Annotated in this window: 13 protein-coding genes; 6 read left to right on the forward strand and 7 right to left on the reverse strand. The window is 56.9% G+C overall.

The window, feature by feature from the left end; translation table 11 throughout:
- Position 1 precedes the first annotated feature (1 nt).
- From J3U88_RS10965 to J3U88_RS10985, 5 genes are all read left to right on the forward strand, one after another.
- Entirely contained in the window at positions 2-2,266 is a 2,265-nt protein-coding gene (locus J3U88_RS10965) for a tetratricopeptide repeat protein (RefSeq protein WP_207858795.1), read from the forward strand.
- A 349-nt stretch (positions 2,267-2,615) separates the two neighbouring features.
- Positions 2,616-4,544 carry a M61 family metallopeptidase gene (locus J3U88_RS10970; RefSeq protein ID WP_207858796.1) on the forward strand — a complete coding sequence of 643 codons (1,929 nt, stop codon included), beginning with the start codon at positions 2,616-2,618 and terminating at the stop codon, positions 4,542-4,544.
- Positions 4,532-5,413, forward strand: coding sequence for an S-methyl-5'-thioadenosine phosphorylase (gene mtnP, locus J3U88_RS10975; protein WP_207858797.1), 882 nt, complete (start codon positions 4,532-4,534; stop codon positions 5,411-5,413). The genes J3U88_RS10970 and mtnP overlap by 13 nt, the downstream gene beginning before the upstream one ends.
- A gap of 14 nt (positions 5,414-5,427) precedes the next feature.
- The gene (locus J3U88_RS10980) at positions 5,428-6,333 is read left to right on the forward strand and encodes a PfkB family carbohydrate kinase (RefSeq protein ID WP_207858798.1); all 906 of its coding nucleotides are present in this window, start codon (positions 5,428-5,430) and stop codon (positions 6,331-6,333) included.
- A gap of 23 nt (positions 6,334-6,356) precedes the next feature.
- Positions 6,357-7,532, forward strand: coding sequence for a murein hydrolase activator EnvC family protein (locus J3U88_RS10985; protein ID WP_207858799.1), 1,176 nt, complete (start codon positions 6,357-6,359; stop codon positions 7,530-7,532).
- 70 nt (positions 7,533-7,602) lie between these two features.
- On the opposite strand, the gene J3U88_RS10990 is transcribed toward J3U88_RS10985, so the two are convergent.
- Positions 7,603-8,475, reverse strand: coding sequence for an alpha/beta fold hydrolase (locus J3U88_RS10990; protein ID WP_207858800.1), 873 nt, complete (start codon positions 8,473-8,475; stop codon positions 7,603-7,605).
- A gap of 453 nt (positions 8,476-8,928) precedes the next feature.
- Here J3U88_RS10990 and J3U88_RS10995 point away from each other — a divergent pair, with 453 nt between their 5' ends.
- Positions 8,929-10,773 carry a tetratricopeptide repeat protein gene (locus J3U88_RS10995; protein WP_207858801.1) on the forward strand — a complete coding sequence of 615 codons (1,845 nt, stop codon included), beginning with the start codon at positions 8,929-8,931 and terminating at the stop codon, positions 10,771-10,773.
- A gap of 308 nt (positions 10,774-11,081) precedes the next feature.
- On the opposite strand, the gene J3U88_RS11000 is transcribed toward J3U88_RS10995, so the two are convergent.
- The 6 genes from J3U88_RS11000 to J3U88_RS11025 all read right to left on the reverse strand — a co-directional run bounded on the left by J3U88_RS11000 (position 11,082) and on the right by J3U88_RS11025 (position 24,436).
- Positions 11,082-12,392, reverse strand: a complete 1,311-nt coding sequence (locus J3U88_RS11000) for a DUF3667 domain-containing protein (protein WP_207858802.1) — start codon at positions 12,390-12,392, stop codon at positions 11,082-11,084.
- Positions 12,393-13,233: 841 nt separating this feature from the next.
- Positions 13,234-15,369: a hypothetical protein gene (locus tag J3U88_RS11005; RefSeq protein WP_207858803.1), complete on the reverse strand. Its 2,136-nt coding sequence runs from the start codon at positions 15,367-15,369 to the stop codon at positions 13,234-13,236.
- A 758-nt stretch (positions 15,370-16,127) separates the two neighbouring features.
- Positions 16,128-19,220 (reverse strand): serine/threonine-protein kinase, encoded by a 3,093-nt coding sequence (locus J3U88_RS11010; protein WP_207858804.1) that lies wholly within the window; start codon positions 19,218-19,220, stop codon positions 16,128-16,130.
- Between the two features lie 546 nt (positions 19,221-19,766).
- Entirely contained in the window at positions 19,767-21,767 is a 2,001-nt protein-coding gene (locus tag J3U88_RS11015) for an FHA domain-containing protein (RefSeq protein ID WP_207858805.1), read from the reverse strand.
- 328 nt (positions 21,768-22,095) lie between these two features.
- Entirely contained in the window at positions 22,096-23,760 is a 1,665-nt protein-coding gene (locus tag J3U88_RS11020) for a response regulator (RefSeq protein ID WP_207858806.1), read from the reverse strand.
- Between the two features lie 70 nt (positions 23,761-23,830).
- Positions 23,831-24,436, reverse strand: a complete 606-nt coding sequence (locus J3U88_RS11025) for an ATP-binding protein (protein ID WP_207858807.1) — start codon at positions 24,434-24,436, stop codon at positions 23,831-23,833.
- Positions 24,437-24,572 lie beyond the last annotated feature (136 nt).

The raw sequence follows: 24,572 nt of genomic DNA on the forward strand, positions 1-24,572 counted from the left end.
CATGTCATCCAAATCCAAGAAACGCGACAAAAAGAAGAAAAAACCGGCGCAGCCGCCCCGCAAGATCTACCCGGAAAAAGCCGAGGCCCAGTACCGCGAGGCGGCGGTCGCCTACCAGCGCGGCGACATGGCCCAGGCCGAGGGGTTTGTCAAAAAAGCCTTGGCGCTGGACCCCGGCAACCCCGGTTCGCTCAACCTGAAGGCGCTGTTCCATTGTGCCCGCGGCGAAATCAGCCAAGGTTTGAATGTCATCAAACGCGCCCTGGCGATCAAACCCAGTTCGCACTTCTACCACAACACCCGCGGTAACTTGTTGGTTGCGCGGGAAGATTGGGACGAGGCGTTGCAAGCCTACCGGGCGGCGCTGCGTTTTGAGCCGGGTTTTGTGGATGCGCAAGCCAATTTGGGTTATTGCCTGCTGCGCGCGGGCCGTCTCGGTCAAAGCAAAACCGCGCTGGAAAAAGCGCTCGCCGCCAACCGAGACCATTTCGATGCACTCAGCCATTACGGTCGCTACCACATGACCTTGGGCGATTATGATGCCGCCGGCAAATACTACGAACGGGCCCACGCGGTGGCCCCCAACCATGCCATGGCCCACGGTAACCTGGGCCTGATTGAGGCCTTAAAAGGGCGCTTGTCCGAGGCCTTGGTCCATTACCAAAAGTCACTTTCGCTGGAGCCCCGCGCCGAGGTGCACAACAACACCGGCAACTGTTTAAAAGAACTGAAGCGTTATGACGAGGCTGCCGCGCAGTTTCGCCTCGCGGTGACCCTGGACCCGAGCTACGTGAAGGCCCGCGCCAACCTCGGTGATCTGTTACAGGATCAAGGTGATTGGCAGGCCGCGCGCGCCGAGTATCAGGCGGCCTTCGAACAAAGCGGCGCCGCGTGGTATCTCTTCAAAGCGGTAACCGTCCTGCCGGTCATTGCGGCCGACGCGGCCGAGATCGAAAGCGCCCACGCGGCCATGCGCGCGGGCCTGTCTCAGCTCGAAACCATGGACCTGAACTTCCCGGAACCGCTTGGGAACCTTAACCGCACCTTGTTTTTTCTGGCTTACGGGGGCGCGCCCGTGCGCGATCTTCAGTGCCAAGCCGCGCGGGTCCTGCGCCGCGCCTGTCCGGCGCTTTCCTACCGAGCCGAACACGTGGCCGCGCCGACCCCGCGTCAGGACGGTCGTATCGCGGTCGGTTTTATTTCGCGCTACCTGCGCAACCACACCATCGGTCGTCTGTACCGCCATCTGATCAGTGGGTTACCCCGTGACCGGTTCCATGTCACCCTTTTTGTCCACGAGCAGTCCCACGACGATTTGGTGCAGGGTTTGGCGGCCGAGGTCGACCAGACCCTGTCCTTTCCTTCGCATTTGGCGCGGGCGCGGGATGTGGTCGCCGGTGCCCGCTGCGATCTGTTGTTTTACCTGGATATCGGCATGGACATCGGCACCTACCTGCTGGCGTTTATGCGTTTGGCGCCGATCCAATTGGCGACCATCGGGCACCCCGTGACCAGCGGCATCGAAACCATCGATTACTTTGTTTCTAGTCGCGGTATGGAACCGGAAAATGCCGCCGAACACTACAGTGAGGAACTGTTGCTGACCGAGGTACCGGCGATGGTGATCGAGCCACCGCGGTTTCAAACCAAAACCCGCGCCGATTTCGGTTTGGACCCGGCGGGCCGTTACTTCGTGTGTCCCCAGAGCTTGTTTAAGTTCCATCCCGATTACGATCCCATCCTGCGCGATCTGTTGGCCGCCGACGAAAAGGCCGAGCTGCTGCTGATCGAGGGCGCTTTCCCGCGCTGGCGCACGCTGCTGATGCAGCGTTGGGCACGCACCCTCGGCGACTTAACCGCGCGCATTCGGTGGTTGCCGCGTATGTCGCAGTCGGATTTTGTGAGCCTGATCCAGTTGGCCGACGTGATGTTGGATCCCCACCACTTTGGCGGCGGCATGACCTCTTACGAAGCCTTGTCCGTCGGAACCCCCGTGGTGACGCGGCCGGGTAGCATGATGTGTGGTCGCGTGACCGACGCCATGTACCGACGCATCGGGTTGACCGGATTGACCGTCGCCGATGACGCGGCCTATGTGGCGCGGGCGACGACACTTGCCGCGGATCCGGGGGCGCGCGAGGCCGTGGTCGCCGAGATGACCCGCTTGAAAGACGCGGCTTTCATGGATGGGGAGGCCGTGGCGCAAGTGGCTGAATTGTTGCGATCTGTCTACGAACGGGGACCGCGACCGCGTGAGCTTTGGTAGCCCGTGTTTTCGGATCAACACCTTTAACAGCAGGCGCTTGTCTTTGTGTTAACGCTGTGTTTTCGCCGCCGCGCGGCTTGATCCCGTTGAGCAAACCCGGTCTGCGCGGGAAAAACGTCTACACGGGGTGCGCTTTTTAGGTAGAATCGTGGGTTGTATGAAATCGAGTAGAGGACCGACGTTCGTGGAATTGAGGCCCTTTTGATCGTTAAGTGTCTGAAGTTTTTCAAGTTTGGCTTACGTGGGAATGGGTTGCCCGCATGGGTTCCCCCGTCGTTGCGCCGCGCTTTTCAGGCACCCATCGTCGACGCGTCCGACTCGGTTTGGGATCTCACAGGGAGGCATCCCTTTGTTGTTTAGGACTTTTTTTTGTTGGTTGATGATCGGCTTTGCGACCCTTTCGCTCATGAGCGCGGCGCCTCTTTCCCTTCCCGTCGCACCCTTTGCGGCCGGTGTGGCGGCGCAAAACCAAGCGGCCCCGGTCATTCAGGCCAAAATCGCCATGCCTTTGGCGACCCAGCATTACTTCGATCTTGAAATCACCTTTCCGCCGCAAAACGAGGCGGGCACCCGACGTTTGCAAATGCCGGTCTGGACACCGGGCTCCTACAAGGTACGCGATTACGCCAAAAACGTCGAAGCCTTTGCCGCGCGCGACCCCAAGGGGGAACCCCTGCCGTGGCGCAAGGGTGATAAGTCCACCTGGTTGGTGGATGTTCCCGCCAAAACACCGCTCACCGTTTCCTACCAGTTGTTTGCCTACACTTTTTCCGTCCGCACCAGCTACATCGATTCGTTCTACGGGTTTATCAATCCGGCCTCGGCTTTTCTTTACGAACCGGGCCGCGAGAAAGTCAGTTACCAGATCGCCGTGACCACCCCCGAGAACTGGACCGTTGCGACTGCCATGCCGCGCATCGCCGAGCAGGTGTTTTTGGCCGATAACCTCGATGTTTTGGTCGACACCCCGATGGTGTTCGGCCCCTTGCGCCGCCACGAGTTTGAGGTCGCCGGGATTCCCCACTACTGGGTGATCGCCGGCGACGTGAACATGAACGAGGCGGGCATGACCGAGGCGCTTAAGAAGATCGGTGAGGTTGTGGGCGATCTTTTCGGTGGTTATCCTTTTGATCGCTACTACTATCTTTCCCAGTTTCGTTTGGACGGTGCCCGCGGCGGTTTGGAACACGCCAACAGCACCATGGTCCAAGCGTCTTCTGATTATTTCCGTACCGACAAAGGTTGGGACTACTTTCTTGGTTTGTTAATTCACGAGTACTATCACGCCTGGAACGTCAAAGCCTTCCGCGATAAGGCGCTGGAAACCTTTGATTACCAAAACGAGCAGTACACCGACATGTTGTGGCTCCACGAGGGCTGGACTTCCTACTACGACAACCTGCTCATGGGTCGTGCCGGATTTTGGGACGAAAAGCAATTGCTCAAGGCTTTTTCTAAGGAACTCAACCGTTATTACCAAACGCCGGGCAACACCCGCCAGAGCTTGACCGAGGCCTCCTTCGACGCCTGGATTCACCTTTATCAGCGCGACGAATCCTTCAAAAACGCGCGGAGCCATTATTACGCCACCGGCGCCTTGGCCGCGTTTGCCCTGGACCTGGTGATTCGCCACCGTTCCAAAAACGAGGCGAGCCTGGACACCGTCAACCGTCGTCTCTACCAGGACTACGGTGCCAAGGGGCTGCCGATTGATTGGGATATCGTGCATGCCCTGGTGAGTGAAGTCGGCACCAAAGCCGCCGGCACCTTTCTCGACCGGCATGTGCGCCGCGCTGAAGCCATTCCCTTCGACAAAATTCTCGGTTACGCCGGCATGACCTTCACCGTGCCGGAAGAAACCGACAAAGCCGCGGAAAAGGCCTACAAACCGCCGCCCGAGGTGAGTCTGGGGATCGACACCGAAACCCGTACCGAGGGTTTGTTTATCCGCCACGTCTACCGAGAGCGCAACGGTTGGAGCGCCGGTCTCGATTTCGGCGATGAACTCTTGGCCTTGAACGGCCGCCGCGTGACGCCCGACAACTTCCAAAAGTTGTTACAGTGGTCCCATCCCGGTGATGTGGTTGAGGTTTTGGTGTCGCGTTCCAACAAGATTTTGACCATTCCGGTGAAGTTGGTTGCAAAAGAGAAAGCCAAAGTGCTTGTCTTTGACGAGGAAAACGCAACCGCTTCCCAAAAAAGTATTTACCGAGCTCTGTTCCCTGAAGATCCCGAATTGGACAAAACCAAACAACAGGAGAAGTCATGGCAACCCTAGAGAAAATTGATATCGGTATTGTCGGCGGCAGCGGTTTCTACAATATGGAAGAACTGACCGACCGCCGCGAGGTTGAGGTTGAGACCCCCTATGGGAAACCCAGCGATTCTTTTTTGGTTGGTCGCTTGGGTGGCAAAACCGTCGCCTTTTTGGCCCGCCACAACCGCAAGCACCATATCCTGCCCACCGAACTGAATTTCCGCGCCAACATTTACGCCTTCAAGCAACTTGGCGCGCGTTACCTGATCTCGGCCAGTGCCGTCGGCTCTTTGAAAGAAGCCTATGCGCCGACCCATTTTGTGTTTCCCGATCAGTTCATTGACCGCACCCGTCATCGTGTCGATACCTTCTTCGGCGAAGGCATTGTGGCCCACGTCTCCCTGGCGGAGCCGATCTGCACCTACCTGCAGAAAACGCTGTACAACGCGGCTCGTGAAATCGGGGTGAATACCCACCTTGGCGGCACCTACGTCAACATGGAAGGCCCGCAATTTTCGACCCGTGCCGAATCTTTTATGTACCGTTCTTGGGATGCCGACGTGATTGGTATGACCAACCTCCAGGAAGCCAAGTTGGCGCGTGAAGCCGAAATTCCCTACGCCACCATTGCGATGGTGACCGATTACGATTGCTGGCATGAGGAAGAAGAACACGTAACCGTCGACATGGTGGTCAAGATTTTGCGCCAGAACGCGGAGGCCGCCGCGGCAACCATCGCCAAGGCCGTGACCTTGATCGATCTCGATCACGTCAACCCCATCCACGAGGCGCTCAAATTTTCCATCCTGACCCAAGCCGAAAACGTACCCGCCGAACGCAAACAGGCGCTCGCCGCCATCATCGGCAAATACATGGACACTGATTCCTAAAACAAGGTGATGTTATGAACATTTTAACCGTTGGTTCTGTTGCATATGACGAGGTCATTACCCCGTTCGACCGCCGCGAGCGCGCCCTGGGCGGCTCCGCCACCTTTTTCTCCATTGCCGCGCGTCACTTTGCGCCGGTTTCCATCGTTGCCGTGATCGGCAGTGATTTCAATTTGGCCGACGAGCAATTACTCGAACACAAAGGCATTGATCTGACGGGTCTCGAAAAGGTCGACGGTAAGTGTTTCTTCTGGAAAGGCGAGTACCTGGCCAACTGGAACGACCGCATTACCCATGACACCCAGCTCAACGCGTTTGAGCACTTCAAGCCAAAGGTGCCCACCGCGCAACGCAACAGCGACGTCGTGTTTTTGGGGAACATCCACCCGACCCTGCAACGCGACGTGTTGAATCAGGTCGACAAACCCAAAATCGTCGCGCTCGACACCATGAACCTGTGGATCAAAGAAACCCGTGCCGACTTGATCGATACCCTCAAACACGTGGACTTTCTGCTCATCAACGATTCCGAGGCCGCCATGTTAAGCGGCAAACGGCAGTTGGTGGAAGCCGCCAAAACCATCGCCGAAATGGGCCCCAAAACGCTGTGCATCAAACAAGGTGAACACGGTGCGATTCTGATCCAGGGCGATCAGATCTTCATTGCACCTGCTTACCCTTTGTGCAACGTGGTTGATCCCACCGGCGCGGGTGATTCCTTCGCCGGCGGGTTCATCGGTTATTTGGCCGCCCAGCAAGATTTCAACTTTGAAACCCTCAAAAAAGCCGTTATTTACGGCAGTGTGATGGGTTCTTTTACCGTTGAATCTTTTTCGGTTGACCGATTGGCTTCGATTTCCGATGCGGATATTGAGGCGCGCTACCGCGAATTCATTAAATTCACCCATTTCGAGGGTTAACCCGTTTCTCGAACAGGACCGCCATGCTCCGTTTCTCCCGCATCATCTTCCTTTTCTGCATGATCGGCTGCACCTTGCTTGTGGCCGAAGGGGTCACGCCGACCGAGCAGCCGGAGGAACTGGAGCAGGTCCGTTCCAAAATGAGCCGAATCGACGCCAATGTGACGCGCCTCCAGGCGCAACTGGCGTCGATTCGTCAGGACTCGTCGAAGGTTTCCGAGGAGATTTCCGCGTTGGAACTGGAGCGCGCCCTGATTTCGGCCAAGGTCCAAAAACACGAGCTGCAACTGGCGCAGACCCAGGTGCGTTTGGACGAAACCGAGTCCCATCACCAGGTGCTCGACCAGCGGGCCGTCCGTCAGAAAGAGCAAATCAGCAATCGGCTGCGGCGTCTCTACAAACGCGGCAACTTGGGTTACGCGCAATTGCTGCTCAAGGAATCGCGTCGCGCCGACCTCATTACCGCCTACCATTACGCCAAGATGCTGACCGAGCGTGACGTGAACCTGCTGGCCGATTTTCGCCGTACCCAGGCCGAGCTGCAGGAAACGGCCGCCTCCTTGCGGGAATTTCGCGATTCCGCCGCCAAAACCCGCGAGGAACTGGCCGCCAAACGCGGCGAGCTGGACGATTTACTCAAAAAACGCGCGCGCCGTTTGCGGCAAATCCGACGTACCTCAAAACAGAAGATCAAGCTGTTGCAAGAGTTGGAACTGGAAAAAGAAGAGCTTGAGTTGATGGTGCGGCGGTTAACCGAGGAAGATGCCGACCCGATGGCCTTACGCGTCCCCATCTCCCGTTACAAAGGCCGACTCGACTGGCCCGCCTTGGGCAAGGTCCTGCGCCGCTTCGGCGTGTACGTGGATCCCGAGTACGCCACCAAACGCCGTCAAAACGGCGTGACCCTGCGCATCGACAAGGGGACACCGGTCAAGGCGATTTACAGCGGCAAGGTCCTTTACGCGGACTGGTTCAAGAACTACGGGAACTTGATCATCATCGACCACAGCGAGCGGATTACGACCTTTTACGCCCACTGCGATCAAATCCTGGTCCAAAAAGGCGACTTCGTGGAACGCGACCAAGAGATCGGGACCAGCGGCGATTCGGCGTCCTTGGAGGGCCCGGTACTCCACTTTGAAATTAGGAACCGAACCAAACCGGAAAACCCCAAAGCGTGGCTGAAACGCCGCCGATAGCCGGCGCTCATTCAAGGACCTGGGCATTGCAGAAAAGGGGTATGGCTAAATCCGGCAACGTTTGGTTACCTCAATTTTCACCGCGTATCGTTGCCAACAAATGATCGCGGATCAGGACGTGGTGGGACCACAGAATAAAATGGTTTTGATCCTCGAGTTTGATGATGTTTACCGGGGCCGACGTCATCATTCGCTTTGCAAATTCGGCGTTTTCGTAGGGGACCAGCTTGTCCGCCGTGCCGTGGAACACCGTGGTCGGCGCCTGGATCGCGGGCCACATCGGGATCATGTGTTCCAGTTCGCCTTTGAGGGGGAGGATCTCGCGGTTGGTGGTGAGCAGATCGATGGGGATCATCCAATTGAGGACGCGCCATGTAGCCGGGTATTGGAACCACTTGATTTTTTCCAGCTCGGGATCGATGGAGGGCGCGACCATGACGAGGTGCCCGACCAGGTCCGGGTAATCCATGGCGACCCGGGCGATGACCGGCCCGCCCAGCGAGTGGCCCACCAAGATGGCTTTCCGAGGTGAGGGATAACGTTTGATGACGGCGGCGACGGCGGCGGCCTGCACGGCCTGGCTGGGTTGGACGGCGCCGCGGTCGGAAAGACCGAAGCCGGGTCGGTCGATGGCAACCATGTGGGCCTCGGCGAGGAGTTGTTCGTCGGTGAGGTAGGCGAGGTTGTTGTGCCATCCGCCCGGCGAGCCGTGGACGAAGATGACCAGCGGTTTGTCCGCGCTGCCGGTGGCGACGGTGTGGACCTTGCCGGAAGCATAGGTCAGGGTCTCCCTGACCGGGGTCACGCCGGCTTGATCGAAGGTGGTCTGAATTTTTTTAGCCGATGGTCCGAACGACATGCAGTTCACCATGATCAGTGGGCTGAGCAGCAGGAGCAATCCCGCGACCACCCCTATTTTTACCCATTTACGGCGAAACACCATCGTCATATCCTCCCGCGTGGGTTCTTATCGGCGCGACCCGGCACCCGTTGTGCGGCCGACGCATGGACCTTGCGCCGAGTTCCCATGGGGATGCATCGGCATTCAACCTAAGAAGCACTGAAGCGAGGGGTTTTGGCTAAAGATCTGGAGCGAAATGGTTTGGAGAAAGCGGGCCCGGGTCGCGCACGACCGCACCCCGTGGGTGCGGTGAGCATTTTTACAGGCCGTTGCAGCCCAGAGATTTAGCTAAAGTTACCGCGAGTTATCGCGCTTCTTAGGTTCAATGCTAGAATAACCCATCAATCCTATGCCGAACTTCTCGGCTTTCCCAAAAGACTGCTCACCTCCCCCGGGATCCTGTTTTTGGCCGTCCTTTTTTAATGAATCGGATGGATACCCAACGTTTTGCGCCTACACCGCGATGCCCGGTATTTGGTTTTGTTGGATGGTTTTGTGACGCTCGAAAAGACAATGTTCCGTTTCCGCGATTTGCTCCAGTTTCCCACCTTGGTCGATCACATGCGCGCCCGCGCCGAGCAGGGCTTTTTTGTCATTGTTTGCAGTGAGACTGAGGCGTTGGAGCATGTAATTGTGCGCCGCTTAGAGGCCGATTTGGCCGACGAATTTACCTTGGACCGCGTGTCGATGTGTGGTTCCGGTTACAACCCTTTGTACCGAACCTGGGATGAGGACCGGCCCGACCACCGCATTCATTTATTACGGGGTTTTCCCTACGAACGTTTCCAGGCCAATCCCGAGGGCATGGAAGAGGAAATGGGTCTGCTGTTTTCCCACATGGAAAGCGAGTACGAAACCGTCACCGGGAAAAAGCAATGCTGGGTCCTGTTTTGCCCGAAAGCGATTGAATCGCAACTGTCTTACGCGGCGCCCAACTTCTACCGCACCGTGTGTTACACGGCTGGTTTTATTGATTTCTCCCGCTACGAGCGGTTGTTTGAAATGCAGCCGCAAAAAGCCGAGGGTGCGATGAAACGCGCCCAAAACGCGGTGGCCGACGCCAAGGAACGGCGCCGACGGGGCGACGCCTTGTACCGACTTAGCCGCATCGCCGCCAAATACGACCACCTGGAGGCGGCCAAAAAGCAATTGGCCTCTGCCGCCGAGGTGACCTTTGATCCCGCGGAACGGCTGCGCATTACGTTGCAACAGGCGCGGGTTGCACGTTGGCAAGGTGAACGGGCGCGGGCCCAGGTATTTTTGGAAGAAGCCTCCCAGGTTTTGGCGGCGGTCAAAAGTGGTGCAGAAAAAGCGGCCTTGGCCTTGGAATGGGGCTGGTTTGCCTTAGGCGGGGGTTCCCCCGACCAAGCCAACTTCTGTTTAACCGAAGTCATTGAAGCCGGTGCAACCCTGCATGATACCGGCCTGGATCGCGCGATCCACCGCCTGCGCGCCGCGATTTACGAGCGGCAGGGTTATTGGCGCGAGGCACGCAACGAGTTGTTGGGCACCCAGCAAGTCGACGAAGAGAGCCTGATGATGCAGGCGCGTTCCCTGTTTAAGTTGGGGGAAACCAGCGCGGCGCTGGACGCCTTGGGTGCGTTGTTCGGCAGCCACGGTAACCGTCTGAGCCAGGTGGTGCGCGGGCGTTGTTTGGGTTTGGTTGGCCAGGTGTTGTCGCGCCTGGGTCATGTGACCAGTGCCTATGAGCACGCCCTTAATGGTCGTAACTTGTTAGAAGATAGCGGCTACCGCGAATATTTGCCCGAAGCCTACCTCGGTTTAGGTAGTTTGGTGCGTGATGAACGCGCCGCCGAATATTTTCAGAAGGCCTTCCAACATGCGGGCGAAGTGGAAGATCACTACATCCAAACCAAGTCACTGGTGCGTTTGGCGGAATGCGCCGTGGATCGCAACGACATGGACGAAGCCAAGGATTTGGCCGAACAAGCGATGAGCTTGGCGCAGGTCGGCGGGTTCCGTGAGGCGGAAGGCATGGCGCGATCCATCCAGTGTCATGTGTTGACCCAATCCGGGCAATGGGCACTGGCCTTGGGGCAAGGATCGATGGCCTTGGATATTTTTGACAAATCGGGTGTGGCTTCCCCGATGGCGCGTTTGTTGTTGCGTCTTGCCAAGGTTCACGCCTTTTTACGCAACAAACAACAGTCGATCAAATTCCTGAGCATGAGCTTGGAGACCTACCGAAAGATGGAACACTTGCCCGGCGAAGCGCGGACCTTAGAGGCCCTGGCCACCTTCTACAAGGAACAAGGGCGGGCGAGCCAGGCCGATTCTTATGCGACACGCGCGGCGCGTGCCGGCGCGCTGGTTGGCTAGCTCGCATTTCTCACCAGAATTCGTCTCGAGGCTTTGAAATATCTGTGAGTACACAGGTTACGGCCGAGGGAAAACCTGGTGGGGCCGACCTTTCGCGGGGCCGACCTTTCGCGGGGCCGACCTTTCGCGGGGCCGACCTTTCGCGGGGCCGACCTTTCGCGGGGCCGACCTTTCGCGGGGCCGACCTTTCGGCGTAGCAGCGCTACGTCGAGGCTGTTGCACCGTTGCTTTGCAACGGTGCGACCAAGTAACCTAAGTAATCGCAGTTGTTTCAGCGCTGGATCAGAACTTCTGGTGAGAAATGCGGGCTAGATCATAAAGATGCTGCTGATTAAAGCCGTGCCCATGGCCAGGTTCAAGGTCATCCCATAGATCAGCCAGAGCAGAATGAACTTGAGCAAGGTTTTTAGGTGGGATTGACCGTAAATGCACTTGAGCATCAGATAGAGATAGAGATGGATCGCCCCTAGCGCACCAAGCAGGCCGAACACATTGAGGACCAGGTTGTCGAAGACGGCTAGCCCGAGAATCACCAGGGATAAGAAACAAAAAACGAAGGCGTGGAAGTGGAATGCTGTGATCAGGTGATCAATGTACAAGGGGTCGCGGCGAAGGTAAACCACCTTGAGGAAAAAGGCGAACAGGGGCATGAGCACAAACATCACGTTGGGTAACAATTTGAAGAAGGTGTCGATCAGGGTGGCGTAGAAGGTGTCGGGGTCCATGTGTTTGAGGCGGGCGACTTGGTCGTCGACTTTGTCTTCCAGCCACTTTTTCCAGGCATCCTCGCTTTTTTCAAAGCCACGGGTGATCCGAATATGGCTATTCAATTTAAACGTACCGTCGCGCAATGCCGCGACCCGTTCCATGCGCTCCTCGTAGCGTTCGAAGGCGATCTCGTATGTTTCGGCCGCCTCGTTTGCTTCCGGTTCCGTTTCTTGCTCCGCGAGGATGTTGGGATCGGTTCCCAGTTCAATGGGGTTGAGGCCCAGGGCGGCCCTGGTTTGGTTAAATTCGGCGTGGGCTTGCTGTTCAACCATTACCGCGGCTTGGTTGGCGTTGGTCTTGCGCAAATCGGACGGCAGTTCTTCATAGCCGGTAACGATCATTAACGCTTTGGCGGCGGGCGCATCCGCGTGGGGGTCGATATTGCTGTCGCGGGTGAGGTTAATTGTCAAAAAGAAAAGGATGCTGAAAAACAGGTACATCCGCAGTGGTGGGATGTATTGCGCGCGGCGTCCCCGCATGAATTCGCGGGTGAGGAAGCCGGGTTTGAGAAAGAGGGGGCGCATGCTGCGAAACAGCTTGGAATCGAAGGTAAAGGCGTCGCCGAGAAAATCCATCACCAGGCTGCTGATGGAAACCCGCACGTCGCGCAAGCTTTGACCGCAATTCGGGCAATACAGCAGCGCCACGGGGTGGCCGCAATTCAAGCAATCGGGGACCGCGGGCGGTTGATCCGGCAAAACCACCGCGTTCGGTTGGTGCTCCGGTTGCGGTGTCGGAGGTGCCGCGTCGTTGCCTTGCCCCGCCGCGGGGTCCACCGCGGCGACGGCGGTTGATGCGGGGCTGTCGGCGGCGGGTGAGGATTTGGGTTGTGGCTCGCTTGCTTCCGTCATGGTCGTTCTCGGTCATTGCGTGTTACTTGGGGTACATCGGGTGGATGTCTATTTTTGGTTAACGGATGTTGCGGTGCAACGTTTATTGGGATTTTTTCTGTTACCCGCTGCTTTCGGCGGGAGGTGGGTGGTGATTTTCCCCGCGGGTGGTGAGTAAAACCGATGGAATCGGTTCCAAAGGCGTGGTGAAGGGTGGGCGGTTGCCGCCGTTTCTCCAGGGTGATGAGAGAAAACCAGGAGGAATTGGTCCCATGGGCCTGTAGTTCCAACCAATTCTTGGGGCTCTTTTGGAATAAAAGTAGGTGTTTTGCAGCTAGGAAGGATTTATAACAATGTTATGAATTGCTTTGATGTATTTAAGTATCTATTTTTTCTAAGTCTGCGTTATTTAGGTGTGAAAAGATTGTGCAAGTTGAGCAAAAAGAGGTTCTTGCAAAAAATTAACATTTATTGGCCCCTTTTCTTGACTTTGGGTTCCTCAGAAACCATATTGGGTAGTGCAAGGTTCCAAAGAAGGAGGTTGGGATTAACCCGCCAGATAAGGAAATACATTGCTATGTTCAGAGATGTGGAGGCGACACTGAGCCCTCCATTTAAAGTACTTGCTACTTACCTGCCTAAGGTACTCAAACAGAAAAAGAGCCGGCCGTCGTCCTGACCGCCTGGCTCTTTTTAGTTTTGGGGCTTCTTTTTTTCGGGTGTTTTCTGATGTTTTCTTTTTTAACCTAACCCGCATTTCCCAACGAAAAATGCACCGGCCGCCAGGCGACCGGTGCGTTGAAACCTGAATGACTTCCTTCCAGGTTGCATTTCCCGAGGATCGGGTGCTTAGGTGAAGGCTTTACTCTTCGATTTGGCCGACGTTGGCGACTTCACCGGAATACTGAAAGGTCCAGGTTGCGACGCTGCCGACGCCTACTTGGGCGCGGTCCAGATCAACCCGGGCACGGGTGTCGGCTGCTTGGGGCAGGCCGTTGGCATCGTTGATTTTCATGTTGGCGGGCAAGTTGGCCAAGCCCGCGTTGTACTTGCGCAGGAAGCTGCGCAGGGAACCGGAGGCGGAGTTACCCAGAACCATGCGGACTTGGTTTTGCTCGGAAGGCGCAACCAATTGGCCGTTCAAGCGCAGCCACTCGTCGGATTTTTGGTTAACATCCAGAATAATGAATGTTTCACCGGCAACCCAGCGGGTGATGGTGACCGCGTTTTCAGCCGCAACCATCTCGATACCGGCCTCGGCACCGTTGCGTACTTTCAGTGCCACGTTGATGGGGGCGTCGCCCTCGCCAACCAAGGTTTTGCTCAAGGAGAAACCGGGAGGCAGGGAAAGGGGGAATTCACCCTCGGTGTTGCGGAAGATATCACCAGTGAAATCTGCTTTAACCGCGCCCAGACGCTGGTTGTTTTTGTCGTAGTCAAGCGCCCGAGAATTACCGCTCAGGGTCATGTTGCTACCGAAATGGGAAGCAAAAGCGCGGGCAATCACACGATCATCGGAGAAAGGAATGGGTTGGAGTTGGCCAAGGTTGATGCCGGTAGAAGCGTCTTCTTGTTCAACGCCCTCGGTTTGGCTGTCGAAAGCGATGGGGTCGAAGCCCAACGCGGACACGTCTTGAGGCGCGGGCAGGGGTTCGAGGTAGGCTTCGCGCAGGTCAACGGTGAAGGACAAATCGGAAGGCAGGTTACGCGTGCCTTTGGTGGTTTGGAACGGCAGGTTGGCGTGGCCTTGCTGGAATGCGTCTTGGGCGTCGTCCATGGAACGCGAAGCGCTCAGGCCGATGTTGAAGAACACGGGGTTGTCGTAGCTGGGGGATTCGAGTTGGCCGGTGCTAGAATTGCGCAACCAAGAGCTGGTCGCCTCGGTGATTTTAAGCCAAACCTCATGTTCACCGGCTTTCCAGCGAACCACGGAAACGGCGGTAGCGGGAGCGGCGACCGTGTAACCCTCGGGGCCGTCCAAAATGATCGGCAGGTAGATGGGGGCGTGATCGGCGCCGGGCTCGACACGATCATCGGCCAAGGTGGCACCACGTTCCAAGCGCATGCGGATGTAGATGGGGTTCTCGGGAGAAGCTTCGGCGAATTCGTCGGCGTCAAGGTAGAACTGAACCATGCCGGTGGTTTGGTTGTCGTTTTGGATATGGACTTCGCGAATGGTGGTGCGCAATTCGACGTCGATGTCGCCGGTCGGGGGTGGATCAATCACGTCATCGTTAAAGGCACGCGCGATGGTGCGGTCGTCGCTAAAAGCCACGGAAGTCAACTGGCCGAGGGTGATGTCACGGAAGCTCGCGCTGCTCTCAACGTTGCTGGTTTGGCTGTCGAACGTGATCGGGTCGAAGTTCAGCGCGGAATCTTCCAGGGGTGCGGGCCGGGGCTCGAGGTTGGAATTGCTCAGGTCAACGTTTAACAGGGTGTCGGCAACCGCGTTGTTTTGCAGGCTGGCGGCCAAGTTGGCGCGTTGCATTTGGAACAACATTTCGTTGGTGGCTTGTGAGGTTGCGCCGTCAATGCCGATGGTGAAAGAGATAACGCGCTCGGGAGAAGGCGGTAACAGTTGGTCGCCGGAACGGATCCAGTCGTTGGAGTCGTCGGTTATCTTGATCCAGATTTCGGGTTCGCCTTGAACCCAGCGAACGATGGATACGCCGTCTGGAGCAATGTTTACGGTGTCACCTTCTGAACCGTAGCCCAGTTCCAGGGCGGCGGGCAGGTGGATGGGGGCTTGGCCGCCGTTTTCAGAGACCAAGGTTTGGCAGAGTACCGCGCCGTGGTCCAAGCGGAGGCGCATGTAAACGGGATCGGTTTCGGAGGCTTCGGCGAATTCATTGCCGTCAACGTTGAAGTTGATGACGCCGGCGCGTTCGCACGCGCCGCGATATTGAACATCGGTGATGGTGGTGCGCAAATCAACATCGGCAAATGCACTAAGGGAACTCAAGGCAAATACAGTGGATAAAACGAGCTTACGGAACATGTGATAGTACCTCTCTATGATGGTGGTATGTGATTGAAATGCCCACACGGGGTCCTTGCGTCCCGGCAGACGTCGGTAATCAACGTGGCCGTCGGTACGATTCACGATCGCTGTGAGCTGGTAAGTTGGCGCTTAGGGGTATGGTTGGGGAGTCTAAGTGCTTTGTTTACCGTTGTCTGAGTCGAAGGTGGTCGTTGTCTGAGCGGTTGCGGAGGGTCCGGCGCCTGCCGGGACGTGGCGTGCTAAGCACCCCGTAACGCTTGATGATTCAAACGCTGGGTGGTTTTCTATGATTCAAACGCTGGGTGGTTTTCTATGATTCAAAAGGTAGGTTTCGTTATAGTGGTTAAACCGGAAACTTTGGGTTCAGGTTGAGAAGGACGGGGTTTTGTGAAAACAAAACCGGGTGAAACCTATCCGAGGTGAAACGACGCTTTTGGATGCTGTGGCTGACGTTTTGACGATGATGATCATCATCATGAGTGTCGGTTAATGGAACCCTTGGCGGCTTCCTGATCCGCGATGCGTTATTTCGTGTCGACCGGTGGGGCCTTGCCTCACCCGTGCTGACAAAAGCGATTCTAAGCGAGGCGTGGTTTTCCCTCAATAGAGCCAAAGTCATGTTTTTGGGTCATGACTTTTTGGGACCTCAAGCCTGTTGTTTTATGTAAGCGTCTTTAGATATTGCCCTTATGGGTGGTTGGAAAAGGGAAAGGCTCCCGTGTTCGGGAGCCTTTGTGTCATAAATTGGGTTTTTACTAGCGACAGGTCGTCTTGAAGACCTTGTTTACCAGGCTGTAAGGGTTGTCGTAGTTGTCGGCAAGTACCACAAAGTAGCTCAACTGACCCGGTGCCAAGTCCGCGTGGGCAATGGCCGTTTTCAGGGTGTTGCCGCTCACGGTAAGCGGCACCGTGCGCGTGGTCCCGCCGTTGGTGAAATGCAGCTCGGCTTTGGTGATCGGGAAGGGTGTGCCGTTGGGATATTGGAAGGTCAAATCAAGCGAGCGACGTCGGCGTAGCTTGACCCGTTTTTCCGGGGTGTGCTGCAGCGTCTCGGATGCGGTACGTTCCCGTTGGTCCATCAGCTTGACCAGGGCGGCGCGAACGCGTCGGGTCCGCGTGGCGTTTTTGTTGCCCCACTTTTCCAGGAAGGCCTGGAGGCGGTCGAAATCACCCGCGTTGAGAATGGTTTCAAAACTGGAGGAGGACAAGTGCAAGCCCTGCATGTCGGCGAAACGTCCCTCCGCCCAGCGGACATAACGGCGACTGATTTTGTCGGTGTTGTCCAGCATGGTTTGGGCGCGGTCAATGTCACTCGAGTCAAAGGCCTGTTGGAAACGATCCTGAAACTCCATGTCCCGCAAGGCTGTTTTGGCTTTTTGGGTATTTTTCAAGGAGGGATGTTGTTCCAACACCTTTTCCAGCTGGCTGAGTTTGCCGCTGGAAATGGCGGCTTCCAGTTTGTCGTCGATGCGCAGATCCTGAATGCGTTTGTTGGCTTCCGCGGTTTTATTACTTTGCGGGAAGGCGCGCAGGAAGCGGTTGTAACCGCGAATGGAGTTGGTGCGGCGGGCGGCGGCCCAGGCTGAATCTTCGTCGGCCTTGGGATCCGGCTCGGATGATTCCAGCAAACTTTGGTCGCCGGTCCAGTTCGGGTCTTGGAACAGCAGTTGTGGATCGGTTTTGTCCGGTGAAAGTTCAAGGGTCTTGTAGCCCGCGTCCCAACTGTAAGCGGGCAAGATTAAGGTATCGGCGTCGTAACCGGGACAGTAGACGGTGACATTGATGTCCTGGTCGCCCCAATCGTGGGGGAAGAGGAACAGGGGTTCGGTACCGATATATTCGTCATTGACCCAAACGACCGCATCTTCCGGGGATACGCTGATCACCAGGGGTTCGTCCGCGTGGTCGAAGTAGGGATCGTGGTCTTCCCAGTAACGGGCCGGCTTGCCGGGTTTCAGTTCGGGTGTTTGTTGGGCGGGTGTTTCGGCGTCAAGCGTGATGGACTGGGCTTGGAAGCCGGAGCAGAACAGGGTGACGACCAAGTCGTCCGCTTCCGTGGCATCTCTTTTGACCGTCATCGGCATGGTGCCGACAAAATTGCCGTCTATATATACGGATGCCCCGTCAAAGGCGCCGGAGAGGGTCCACTCACTTTGTGAGGCGGGTGGCGGGGTCGGCGGGGTTTCCGGTCCTTCCTCCGGCTCCGAGCCCGTGAAGAGCAGGGCAACAACCACAAGAACGAGCAGAACCACGGCCCCCGCGGCGGCGGGAATCAGCCAAGGCGGTTTGCCGCCGGACGCCGGTTTGTTCGCGGGCGGCGGCGGTGGTGCCGGTTCCTGGGTCGGGGTTGGTGTCGGGGGCGGCGGTGGTTCCGGTTGGGGGACCGGTAAGGGCTGTTCCGCGGGTTTGCTTTCCGGCATGGGCAGCGGCAAGGGTTCGGACTTGCTCGGTTGCGGCCGTTCTTCCAACTCGGGGATCTCGTCCAAACCCAGCTCGCTAAAATTCATGCGGACCGTACCCGGAACCGGGGCTTCCGGCGGGGGTTCCGGCTGTTTCTGATCCGCCTGGAATTGATCGAAGGCGTCTTGATCAAAGACCGGCATTTTAACGGTGCTGCCAACTACCGGTTTGTTATCCCCGGGTTGGGTGTCCTCCCACATGGTGTCGTCGATGACGTCCGGGTTGGAACTTAAGGTGCGTTGTTGGGCGCCCGGCGGGATGGTGTCGCTTAAATTGGGAAGCTCCGGTGGGTTAGGATCGGGCATCGCCGTCATTTGTACGGTTGGCGAGAGGTGGTCGTCCTCATCGAAGGCGTTGGGGTTGGTGTCCTCGAGCGGGTCCGGCTCCGATTTGACTTCCGGCTCTGGTGCCTTGCGTCCCGGTGGCGCGGTGGGCCCACCAAACAACATTTCCTTCATGTCGTCGGTGAACTCCAGTTTGACCGTGCCGGTCATGTCGGGCGGCGTGCCGGCACCGACCGGGGTCTCGGGTGCCTCAAAATGGTCAAAGGCGTCCTGGTCCCAGGCATCGAAGGCATCGTAGATATCGGCACAAAATTCATTGCCGCTTTGGAAGCGTTCGCCGGGCTCTTTGCTCAGGGCGCGTTGGAAAAAGGTTTTGAGGCGTTCCTGCTTGTCGGGAGCCAGGCCTGGCACATCTTGGATTTGGGCGTCGCTTTCGGCGATTTGGTAAATCATGGTAACGGCGCTGGTGGCGGCAAACGGGGAAGCGCCCGTCAGTACCTCGTGCGCCAAGATACCCAAGGAGAACAGGTCGGAACGCGCGTCAACCTCTTTGCCTTTGACCTTTTCGGGGCTGGCATAGGCGGGCGGCAACATGTGGTTGCCCAGTTTGGCCATTTCCTCTTCGCTAATGCGGTTGAGGGCAAAGTCGATGAGTTGGACGTCGGCTTGGTCGTTGACCAAGATTTGGCCGGGATTCAAGGCGCCGTGAATAAGGCCTTGTTGGTGGGCGTGGTCCAAAGCTTGGGCCACCTCGGCCAGGACCTTGATTTTGGCGTTGAGATCAAGCGTTCCCTCACGCAGGCGACGCGTGAGCGGCTGCCCTTCCCGGGCGACCAGGGCCATGTAGGGTTTTTTATCGGCGATGTCGATGTCGTAGACGGCGGAAATACGCTCGTCCTTTAGGCCGGCACAGACCCGCGCCTCCTCTTTCAGGCTGGATAAAAAGGCCTGGCGAGCGGCTTGATCGGCGAAGTTAATTTCGATGAGTTGAAGGGCAACCAGTTGTCCGTTGACCGAGTCACGTGCGAGGTAAGAGGAGCCAATCGGCCCGTCTTCCAAGAATGCGGAAACCGTGTATTTACCGATTCTTTCAGGATGATCCATATCTGTCAGCGCAACCTCACGACACAAGAATAAAGGAATTCCGTATAGACGGTCTGTACGACCAAAGCGACTTCACAATATCGGGCCTGACACAAGGGTGACATCTAGACTAGCAAAAACTAGGCTGAGAAGCACGCACACAAATCAATCGATTGGAAGAAGAGCGCGAATGCAGGGGTCGGCGTGAACCCCGACGGTCCGTTCGGGTGACGTCCCCTTCATCAAGATAGGTGGCGTTATTGGGTACACGCGTTGCGATTCCGGCGTCAAAATATTCGCAACAAGGGGCTTACCTATGCGCACAGCATAGCAAATATCCGCGGGCCGTGGGGCGCCGCGGTCCAAGAGAAACGGGATTTGTGGGATTCGCTCCTCTTGAGCGAATGAATCGCCCCGGAGGAGCGAAGGGATCGCCCCGGAGGAGCGAAGGGATCGCCCCGGAGGAGCGAAGGGATCGCCTGGGGAAGGCGAAGGGATCATCCTGTTTTTGTCCGTGCTATCGCAGGATCGCCGACTTGGGGATGTCGTGGGTTCAGGGGATGCCCGTTAGGAGGGTTCCTGGGCGCCGACCCGTTGTGAGCGCCACGCTTCCAAAAATTTCTGGCCGAAGAATTCGTGGAAATGATCCTCGGCGTAGTCGGCGTCAATGGTTCGGGCGTGGTTTTCGAATTCGCTCCACAGGCGACGGGGGTTACCGGAACCCGATTCCTTGCGCAGGGTTTCGGGATCGACGCGTCTCCAGAACTGCTCGAACCATTTGCGGAAGCTGGACTCGTAAGTCGACAGCAGGTTGACCAGGTGGAACTTGAGTTCGCCGAGTTTTTCTTCGCGACTGAGGCGGCCGGCCTCGTAGAAGTGGCGGGTTTGGTCGCCGTAATTGATGTGCACTTTGAGGATGTGTTTTGCGAAGTTGTGAACCAGGTTTTCTACCTGTTTGAGCACTTCCTCTTCCACGCCGCCGCCCTCGGCGCCTTTGGTCAAGAAGTTGCCGTGGTTCTCCGCGATGTTGCGCAGGAACCCTTCGCCAATTTCTTTTTGGGTGCCGCCGGTTTTGACCGGGAAGGCGTTTAACTCTTCTACCTCGAGTTGGCAAAGCATCAGGAAGGAACGGAAGCGGCCGATATCGGTGTTTTCGCCGGCGATGTGTTCGGTGAGGAAGGCACGTGCTTGGCGGGACAGGGTTTTGTTGGTTTTTTTCTCAAAACCGTTGACGAGGCTGTCGTAAATGCGTGGTAACACGGACTCGAGATGGCGGTCCATGTCGATCACCCGCAGGTTGTCGACCGCGGAGGTGACCATGTCGAGGTTTTCTTTCTTAACCGAAAAAACCAGGGTTCCCTCGGGTTCCCGCAAGGCGGCCAGGAAATCTTTGGCGTGTTCTTCGCCTTCACCCAGGTGCATGAGCAAGGCGTCGACGTGGTCGATACCAATCACGCCGCCGCCGCGAATCGACGCGGCGATGCCCGAGACGTAATCGTCAAAAACGTCTTTGCCTTCCATCGACAAAAACAGCAGTGGGTCGAACAGCAGTTTGTCTTCGACCTTAAACGCCTCAGGCAAGGCGGGTGACGAACTTTTTTCGCCGAAACAAAAACGCAACACGCTGGACTTACCACAGCCGCGGCTGCCCGAGATGGCGACAACGGTGTGCTGTTTGCAAGCGCTTTCCAGGGTGACCCAAAACTCGAGCGGGAGTTGGAGATGGGAGGCGAAACCCACCAAGCTGGATTTTTTGCGGGGGCGGTTGACCTTGCCGGCAATTTTTTGGGAGAAAACGGAAAAGCCCCGTTGCCAGGCGTCTTGCGTGCGTTGCCAATCGAGCATCGGGTAAATCAAACTGAACTCGTCGCTCAGCATGGTTTTCAGCAGGCGAATCGGATCGGGGGTGCGGCTCTGCTGGACGTCGGCCATGAACTGGCGCACTTTCGGGGTGACCTGCTGGGCACGGCCTTTGACCAACTTGTGGTGAAAAATCAGGAAGTTGTTAATCCACTGGTAATCGCCGTTAAAAACTTGGTGGGAACGCACGCCCTCGGCGAGGCGTTCGATGTCCATGTCGTAACCAATGTCTTGCCAAAAGGGGGCGAGTTCGTCTTTGAAATTTTCGATTAAAGCCAAAAACAGGTGGATCGACTTGATAAAGGGATCGTCGTCGGCAATTTGTAACGCGGTGGCAAATAGCGGTTGCGGCATCCAGGAGTGGGCCAGCTCGGAAGAAACCGGCAGGGGTTCGCCCATGTTGCGAACCGGGTTGTCGGCGATGCGCATAATGGTGCTGCCGACCACGAAAAAGTCGCGAATTTCTTTGTAGACACCCGGCTCAATCCGCACCCGACCGACAAAAGAACCGTTCGACGACTTCAAATCGTTGAGGTAGGCCTTGCCTTTCTCCAGCTTCAGCAAGGCGTGGCATCCCGAAACACAAGGATCGTAGGCCAAGATCATGTCGTTAAAGGGGTCACGCCCAATACGAATCTCCATGCCTTCCTTGAGATCGTAGGTTTTGCCTTCAAAAATGCCGGAAACAATCAAAATGGTGCGTGACATTAGCAGCCTTTCTTCAGAGGTGAAAAGGACCGGGGATTGCTGGAGACAGATGATGAATCCGCTGAGCGGAATGGATGTCTAAGAAGAATCAGTGATGCGGCGTGAGGGCCTCGGCTTACTCCGAAGGGATTGCGCTTGAAACCGATGTTGCATGGCGGCGAAGCCTTCGTCGCGGGAGGTAACGCGCGCGGTGCTCAGAAACACAGGTTCTTGTTTGCAATGAATGTCGGAGAGAAAACGGGCCGGCCCCCAAGATTGTACCTCTTTGCGGCAACCTTGACCAGTTTCGTGCGGCGATTTTTCGCGGGAAATCAGTGACAGACGCGGATTACGCTTGGGCTTTCGGCAAAGCGAGGTGGAAGGCGGCGCCCTGTCCATGGTTTTCGGCCCATAGTCGGCCGCTGAGTTTGGCAACCGTTTGGGCGCAAAAGGCCAAGCCGACGCCGTGGCCGTCGGGTTTGGTGGTGAATCCCTCTTCAAAAATGGTGTCCATCGCGGCTGATGGAATGCCCGGCCCGTTGTCTTTGATGGTGGCGATCACCTGGCTTTCCCCATGGGTAGCGACGCTTAATTTGAAGGCCGGCGCGGCGGTTTCCTGCATGGCTTCCACCCCGTTTTTGAGCAGGTTTACCAGAACATGGACCAGCGAAATCGGATCGACGAGCACGGCCGTGTTGTCGCGGGTACCCCAGGCAACGGCTACGTCGTGATCGGCCAGAATTGGCTGAACCACGGCCAAAGCTTGGTCCATCAACTGGACAAGCGGCACTTCCTGGCGGCGTTGTTTGAGGGTGTTTTGGTTTTGCTGGGCGATGACGACGTCGCGCGTCAGGTTCAGCTTTTTGCGCAGTTCCTCGACTTCCTCGACCAATTGGCGGCGTTCGTCGCGAATTTGTTCGCCGGCGGCGTGGAAGTACATGGGCAGTCTCTTACCCTTGGGGGATTCGGTGAAAAATTCGGCGAGGGAATCCTTGTTTTGTTCGATCAATTCCAGGCCCAGCAACAGTTGTGGCAGGCGGGAGCTGGTCAACAGCCCCTCCAGTTGGGCCACACTCACGGAAATCGAGTTGATCACGTTGTTGACGTTGTGGAGCACGGTGTTGGCGTTTTTCCCTTTTTTGATTTCGGTCTCGCGGGCCTGGACCAATTCCCGCTGTTGGGCCAGGCGAATTTCGGCTTGGCGCCGTTCCGAGACCTCGCGGGCCAAGGTCGCGTACATCTCGCGCATCACGCGTAAGCGGGCGATCAGTTCTTCTTTGACAAAAGGTTTGACCAAATAATCATTGGCGCCGGCTTTGAACAAATCGATGAGCACGCGGCGATCCGGCACCGCGGTGAGAAAGATGACCGGTAACTCTTTGAGGTTAAGTTCGCTGCGAATTTTTCGGCAAAAGACGTCGCCGTTCATGATCGGCATTTCCAGGTCGGTAATCACCATGTCGATCCGGTCGCTTTCCCGTGCCAAAACCTCGTAGCCTTCCTTGCCGTCGTTGGCGGTGATCACGTCCATGCTTTGTTCCAGCAACATTTTGGTGACGAGCTCACGCACCAACTGGCTGTCGTCGACGAGGAGCGCGGTGAGGCCTTCGAGCGCATTGCCCGGCCGCAGGAATCGGTTAACCGTGGCCAGCAATTCCCCCGGCTTAAAACCCTTCAAGATGAAATCGGTGGCACCGGCGCGAAAGCCTTTTAGGCGACTTTCCTTAGAATCATCCGAGGTAATAAAAATGATCGGTAGGTAGTTCTTTTCCTGCTCGTGGATTTGCTGGTTGAACTGTTCGCCCCGCAGCCAAGAGCACACCTGGTAGCCGTCCATGTCCGGCATGTCGATATCGAGGGTGACCAAATCGATCTGGTGGTTGTGAATGAGGTGGAGCGCTTGAAAGCCGTCGGAAGCCTCAAGTGTCTCGTAGCCGCCCTTCTGTAGTTCGCGCTTAAACATGGCGCGGGAAACGCGTTCGTCGTCGACAATCAGTACCTTCATGGGTTTCATCGGTTCCTCGCTGTGGCGGGTATTCCGTGGTGGGCGTGATGTGATCGCAAAGGGAGCCGGTGAAATCTATTTAATCATTCTTTCCGGGTTCTTCGTCAATTTCATTTGCCTTGAAAAGCCGATTTCTCGGTTGTGTCGTTGCTTTCTGGGGAAGCGAATCGGTTTGGGGAAGGGCTTTTCGCCGGGGGGACGGGTACGCTTCGGTGGTGTGGCTCAAGAAATAGAGGCGGGTAAAAGGTTCGCGATGCAAGGCCGGGCGGTCCGCGGTCCACTGGGCGAATTGTTCCGTCAGCACGTCCGCGGGAACCTGGCGGGACCGCGTGCTGTTGCGCATGCGGCAGGTAGCCAAATCAGTGGTAAAGACGAGGCCGTAGCAGGGACGCCGCCGGCGCGCGGCGAGCGCGAACCAGGGCGCGCGATAGATGGGGTTCAAGTTGGTGGCGTCGATTACGGTCAACAAACCATGGGCCAGCCGGTGATCCGCGATTTGCGCCAGCAGCGCAAAAACCGCGGGGCTGCAATCCTGGTTGGCGGCGTCGTTGCGCAGCATCAGCCGAAGGTGATCGGAAGACAAAATTTCGTAGTGGGGGAACCAACGCGCCAACGCGGTCGATTTACCGGCGCCGGCGCAACCGATGGCGAGAATCAAAGCGTCAGGGGCAAAAAACAACTGCATCGTCGGTTTGGTGCTCCTTTTTGTTGATAGAGGTGAAGATTTTGGGGTTGGGCGCTGTTTCTGATTTTAGCCTGAACTTCTCTGGAAAATGACGCGCGGGTCGTGCTCGGCTCGGGTAACATGGGATCACCTGTTC

Source organism: Acanthopleuribacter pedis, assembly GCF_017377855.1.
GTDB lineage: Bacteria > Acidobacteriota > Holophagae > Acanthopleuribacterales > Acanthopleuribacteraceae > Acanthopleuribacter > Acanthopleuribacter pedis.

What these genes read in the sequence shown, in the direction of transcription:
- J3U88_RS10980 (WP_207858798.1), top strand. Translation starts at nt 5,428, where the DNA reads ATGAACATTTTAACCGTTGGTTCTGTTGCATATGACGAGGTCATTACC.
- J3U88_RS10985 (WP_207858799.1), top strand. Translation starts at nt 6,357, where the DNA reads ATGCTCCGTTTCTCCCGCATCATCTTCCTTTTCTGCATGATCGGCTGC.
- J3U88_RS10990 (WP_207858800.1), bottom strand. Translation starts at nt 8,475, where the DNA reads ATGGTGTTTCGCCGTAAATGGGTAAAAATAGGGGTGGTCGCGGGATTG.
- J3U88_RS11010 (WP_207858804.1), bottom strand. Translation starts at nt 19,220, where the DNA reads ATGGATCATCCTGAAAGAATCGGTAAATACACGGTTTCCGCATTCTTG.
- J3U88_RS10965 (WP_207858795.1), top strand. Translation starts at nt 2, where the DNA reads ATGTCATCCAAATCCAAGAAACGCGACAAAAAGAAGAAAAAACCGGCG.
- J3U88_RS11015 (WP_207858805.1), bottom strand. Translation starts at nt 21,767, where the DNA reads ATGTCACGCACCATTTTGATTGTTTCCGGCATTTTTGAAGGCAAAACC.
- J3U88_RS11005 (WP_207858803.1), bottom strand. Translation starts at nt 15,369, where the DNA reads ATGTTCCGTAAGCTCGTTTTATCCACTGTATTTGCCTTGAGTTCCCTT.
- mtnP (WP_207858797.1), top strand. Translation starts at nt 4,532, where the DNA reads ATGGCAACCCTAGAGAAAATTGATATCGGTATTGTCGGCGGCAGCGGT.
- J3U88_RS11025 (WP_207858807.1), bottom strand. Translation starts at nt 24,436, where the DNA reads ATGCAGTTGTTTTTTGCCCCTGACGCTTTGATTCTCGCCATCGGTTGC.
- J3U88_RS11000 (WP_207858802.1), bottom strand. Translation starts at nt 12,392, where the DNA reads ATGACGGAAGCAAGCGAGCCACAACCCAAATCCTCACCCGCCGCCGAC.
- J3U88_RS11020 (WP_207858806.1), bottom strand. Translation starts at nt 23,760, where the DNA reads ATGAAACCCATGAAGGTACTGATTGTCGACGACGAACGCGTTTCCCGC.